Source organism: Enterobacter sp. 03-F-07-AD-ECC (assembly GCF_047530935.1).
GTDB classification, from domain to species: domain Bacteria; phylum Pseudomonadota; class Gammaproteobacteria; order Enterobacterales; family Enterobacteriaceae; genus Enterobacter; species Enterobacter cloacae.
The window spans coordinates 1-4,701 of record NZ_JBLKBZ010000051.1 but is presented as its reverse complement, the minus strand read 5'-3'; the positions used below and the strand labels follow the sequence as shown (position 1 = coordinate 4,701).

Annotated in this window: 4 protein-coding genes and 1 pseudogene; 4 read left to right on the top strand and 1 reads right to left on the bottom strand. The window is 51.0% G+C overall.

Features of this window, described 5'->3' with window-relative positions:
* The first annotated feature begins 163 nt into the window (after positions 1-163).
* The gene (locus ACMWKA_RS25400; RefSeq protein ID WP_000137422.1) at positions 164-379 is read left to right on the top strand and encodes an MbeD family mobilization/exclusion protein; all 216 of its coding nucleotides are present in this window, start codon (positions 164-166) and stop codon (positions 377-379) included.
* Between the two features lie 1,531 nt (positions 380-1,910).
* On the opposite strand, the gene ACMWKA_RS25395 is transcribed toward ACMWKA_RS25400, so the two are convergent.
* On the bottom strand, positions 1,911-2,204 hold the full coding sequence (locus tag ACMWKA_RS25395; RefSeq protein WP_000609279.1) for a HigA family addiction module antitoxin: 294 nt from the start codon (positions 2,202-2,204) through the stop codon (positions 1,911-1,913).
* A gap of 337 nt (positions 2,205-2,541) precedes the next feature.
* Here ACMWKA_RS25395 and ACMWKA_RS25390 point away from each other — a divergent pair, with 337 nt between their 5' ends.
* The 3 genes and pseudogenes from ACMWKA_RS25390 to ACMWKA_RS25380 form a co-directional block, all read left to right on the top strand.
* Complete coding sequence (locus ACMWKA_RS25390) at positions 2,542-2,823, top strand: type II toxin-antitoxin system RelE/ParE family toxin (RefSeq protein ID WP_000594459.1); 282 nt, start codon at positions 2,542-2,544, stop codon at positions 2,821-2,823.
* 1,229 nt (positions 2,824-4,052) lie between these two features.
* Entirely contained in the window at positions 4,053-4,397 is a 345-nt protein-coding gene (locus ACMWKA_RS25385) for a MobC family plasmid mobilization relaxosome protein (protein WP_045342092.1), read from the top strand.
* Positions 4,387-4,701: pseudogene (locus tag ACMWKA_RS25380) on the top strand (nuclease); the annotation flags it as partial. The gene ACMWKA_RS25385 and the pseudogene ACMWKA_RS25380, both read left to right, overlap by 11 nt.

Below are 4,701 nucleotides of genomic sequence, written 5' to 3'. Positions count from 1 at the left end.
GCAGGAAGATACCCTGGCGAAAATGACCGCCCGGACGTGGGGAGTGCGCTATCAGGAGAGCAGCGACGGCCGGAGGTTTCTTATCCTGCCGCCGGGGATACAAACCGAAGCCATCCCTTACGACGGGACGACATGGATCCGCCTGAAACAGGAGTAGCTGAAAATGACAGAGCTGGAAAAGCAGTTGCTGAGCGCATTAGAGCAGCTACAGCAGGACTACTCGCAAAGGCTGGACGAATGGGAGAGCGCCTTCGCGGAATGGCGGAGCATGTGTGGGCTTATGCAACGGGAGAACGCGGTGCTGAACGAGCGCGTGTCGGACTTGAGCACGCAGGTGCTGAGTTTAAGCGAGCAGCTGCGCCGCTTGTCCGGGAACTGAATGCCATCGAGCTCCGGCAGAGGGAGAATGAGTATCAGAAAACACTGGAGCTGGAGCGCCAGCCGCAGAAAACCTACCGCGGGCCGACACTTTAAACCATCCAGGCAGCTGACAACCCGCACGAAGAGGGGCTCTTATTTCTCCCGCTAAATAGGTTCGTGATCAAAAAGGTCACGACTTATTCAGGAGCGGGAAATGAAGCTGTTAAATCTTATTGAATCATTGCTTAACTGCCTGTATCTGGCGGCGGAGCTGTGGGACTGGCTGGAGAAGCATTTGTCGGTTTTTAAGGCATTGGCGCGGATTTTAGTGTGACTTTAACATCCATGCATCTGGCTGCATGACTATGCACCAGTGTAATATTCAGCGGCTGCGTTTCTGGTGTTTTTTCGTTATGTCTGTCGCCACTTTCTCGCGTCTGGCACCGGAAACGCAGCCAACCCCGTTTCAGCGGTGCGCCCAACGGATGTTATGGTAAATAAGAGCGACCGTCCCGGTCGCTCTTGAAAGAGAATTCGGCCTTAGGTCAGTTTTCGCAGATACAATCATGTGGACTGCGGAGACATTCTTCGCACTCCTCACATATGCACTCATCCAGTTTTTCACCGCACTCGTCGCAACGTGAGCAGCTACAGTGCTCATCTAAATTTCCACAATCGCTGCAGCGCTCACAGACGCAGTCTGCCAGCTTCTCGTTGCAGTCATCGCAGAAGCCACAGGTACAGGCGCTGGCAGGGAGGGCACAAACATCGCAAATCTTATCCATTGGATCCATTTTATCTCACTTTTATTTTATCAGTGGCTGTGTGCGGGCGATTTCCCCAGCGCGATAGATGTGGATTTAAGTGCCATTTTTCAATGATTAAGGCAGCTAAAAAAGTGGTTTTTTAGGGCTTTTCAACGTGACCAGCACTGACGGGGATAAATACAGGTAAGCAATAATGCTCAGTCATGAAAAGGAGAATCCGATGGAGCAACATACCCCTGAATACTTACGACGTACCTTAGCTCATAACCGTGCCCTAATGGACGATATCATTAGCAGTGGCATGTCCAGGTACTACAACACGGAGATTGTGGATGCCGCATGTGAGGCGATAGAAGCTGAATTGCGACGACGAGGAATTTTGTAAGAGACAAAGCCCGCTTATGCGGGCTTTGTCGTTACTGGCGCTTCTGTTACTCAGTGTTGTCTGGGGTTCGGTAGATCTGTAGCCAGTACCTGCCAGGTGCGCTCGTTGGTGGTGCGAACTCATTATCGCGAATGGTGCAGTATCGTCCATATTTGCGGGTAACAGTATGAGTGTTTGTGTTGATGTCACATTCTTGGAATGAGCCACCATCACGACCTATTTTGCCATGTGGTCCTACATAAATTGCCATTTTGTTCTCCTTTTTAGAGCCTTGTATGGGCATCTTATTGGTGTTCAAACAACAATCATTTCAAGATCTAAGAACTGAACTAAAAATCAAACTAAAGGTAGGTATGCGGGGGTTTTACGGCAAAAAGCCCGCACGAGCGGGCTTTTACTTATGGAAACATCGGATGAAGGTGTTCTAGCGTCTCGGATAAAGTTTTACGACTTTTCGAGAGGCTGTACTGAGCCTGCATATTAACCCACGACTCTGCAGAGCGGCCTATAACTTTAGATAGTCGAAGAGCCATCTCATAACTAAGATCAGTTTTTCCATTGAGCAATCTACTTAATGCAGATTGTGATACTTCAAGCTTATCAGCTAACTCTGCGGCAGGTATTTCGAACGGTTCCATGAACATTTCCCTGATGAATTCACCGGGGTGTACAGGATCGTAAAGATTTATCATGCCTTCCTCTATTGGTTTTGTATTTGATTACACAAAACATTTTGTTTCTTTCGCGTTGCGCATTGCACAATACGCAAGTGTCTGTTATTGACAAAAAAAGCAGTAAGCTTTAGGATGCTCGGTGGAGCAGAAAGCTACCGCTGATATGGTGTCTTTACCGACTTTTTCAAGGCGCCATATTGTACGGTTAGCGCTCTTGGAAGTCAAACGAGGTAATCGACCTCAGAGACAAAGTTACGTCAATTATTTTAATAATGCAAGGGGTTCAAATGGACGCTGTCAAATTGTTTTCTGTTTATAGAGATAGATATCGACGAAAATTTTATGGAGATGATTGATGATAAAAAACATAAAGCATAAAGGGCTTCGGAGTTTTGCTGAAAACGGTAACACCGCCGGAATTCAGCCTCACTTAGCGAAAAAACTTCGCATGATATTGACTACGCTAAGCACCGCAACATGTCTTCAAGATATTGTGGATGTAAGGGCGCTGGGGTGTCACCCCCTAAAAGGTGAACGTAAAGGTGAGTTTTCCGTAGAGGTTAACGGAAACTGGAGGGTGGTTTTCAAGGTGGAAGAACCAAACGTCTTAGACGTTGATCTTGAAGATTACCATTAGTAATCAATAAGTAAGTTACTAATCCATCCTAGTGGCAATATGGATGGATTAGGGACTTTATTCAAAAATAAGTACCTCTGGAGGATTTATGAGAGCCTTTATGATTTTGTTGTTCCCTTTGCTTTGTGTAGTCATTGCTGGGGTTCTTGCTGTTCGTGGCCTAGATGGGTGGGGATGGTTCCTGTTTGCAGCTGTTTTGTGTACTGGTGTTGATACGGTGCAGAAACATGTCTCTAACAAGAATAATTCTGTAAGCGATTGAGGCTTTCAGGGTTCTTCCTTGACTGATTAAATCGACAAAGCGTATCTTATGTTCGAAACGAAAAAACCGCCTGGGGAGGCGGTTTTTTCGAGGGTTCAGTAAGTTGGGGAACTTCTGAACCGTGGTAACAGGGTGTACAAGACCGCTGAAACCAAATTCTGTCCTTCCAGTTTAGCCTCAGTATGGCTCTGACTTCAAGAACTCTGCATCAGTAATCTCTTGTACACCCTCTTACCAATGGCCGCAGCCAGTGGCGTTTTGTTGTGTCTTTCCGGGTTGGACTCAAGTCGATAGTTACCGGATAAGACGCTGCGGTCGGACTGAACGGGGGGTTCGTGCATACAGTCCAGCTTGGAGCGAACTGCCTTCCCGGAACTGAGTGTCAGGCGTGGAATGAGATAAACGCGGCCATAACAGCGGAGTGACACCGGTAAACCGAAAGGCAGGAACAGGAGAGCGCACGAGGGAGCCACCAGGGGGAAACGCCTGGTATCTTTATAGTCCTGTCGGGTTTCGCCACCACTGATTTGAGCGTCAGATTTCGTGATGCTTGTCAGGGGGGCGGAGCCTATGGAAAAACGGCTTTGTCGTGGCCTTCTCGCTTCCCTGTTAAGCTTCTTCCTGGCATCCTCCAGGAAATTTCCGCCCCGTTCGTAAGCCATTTCCGCTCGCCGCAGCCGAACGACCGAGCGCAGCGAGTCAGTGAGCGAGGAAGCGGAATATATCCTGTATCACATATTCTGCTGACGCACCGGTGCCGCCTTTTTTCTCCTGCCACATGAAGCACTTCACTGACACCCTCATCCGTGCCAAGATAGTAAGCCAGTATACACTCCGCTAGCGCTCGTGACTGGTTCAGGGCTGCGCCCCGAAACCCGCCAACAGCCTGACGCGCCTGCGGCTTGTCCAACCCCGCGCCGACCGGGAAAGGCTTTCCCGCCCGTCCCGGCGTTATCAGGAGGCCGGTTTGTCAGAGAAACGGAGCAAGATGCTCACCATGTGGGTGACGGAGGACGAGCACCGGCGGCTGCTCGAGCGCTGTGACGGCAGGCAGCTGGCGGCGTGGATGCGGCAGATCTGCCTGGACGAAAAGCCGGCACGTTCCGGAAAGCTCCCCTCACTCTCGCCGGCGCTGCTGCGCCAGCTTGCCGGCATGGGCAATAACCTGAACCAGATAGCCCGCCGTGTTAACGCCGGCGGCGGCACCGGCCATGACAGGGTACAGATTGTGGCGGCGCTGATGACCATCGATGCCGGCCTTGAGCGGCTGCGGCACGCCGTTCTTGAGAAAGGAACGGACGATGATCGTTAAATTTCATCCGCGCGGCCGCGGCGGTGGCGCCGGGCCGGTGGACTATCTGCTGGGTAAAGACCGGCAGCGTGAAGGCGCCACCGTCCTGCAGGGGAAGCCGGAAGAAGTCCGGGAGCTGATTGACGCGTCGCCTTACGTTAAGAAATACACCTCCGGCGTCCTGTCGTTTGCGGAGGCCGATCTGCCTCCCGGCCAGCGGGAAGAACTGATGGCCAGCTTCGAGCGGGTTCTGATGCCCGGACTCGATAAAGATCAGTACAGCATTCTGTGGGTGGAGCACGCGGACAAGGGGCGTCTGGAGCTG

Bases quoted from the DNA above. Each gene is read 5' to 3' on its own strand.
- ACMWKA_RS25400 (WP_000137422.1), top strand. From the start codon at position 164: ATGACAGAGCTGGAAAAGCAGTTGCTGAGCGCATTAGAGCAGCTACAG.
- ACMWKA_RS25395 (WP_000609279.1), bottom strand. From the start codon at position 2,204: ATGATAAATCTTTACGATCCTGTACACCCCGGTGAATTCATCAGGGAA.
- ACMWKA_RS25390 (WP_000594459.1), top strand. From the start codon at position 2,542: ATGATAAAAAACATAAAGCATAAAGGGCTTCGGAGTTTTGCTGAAAAC.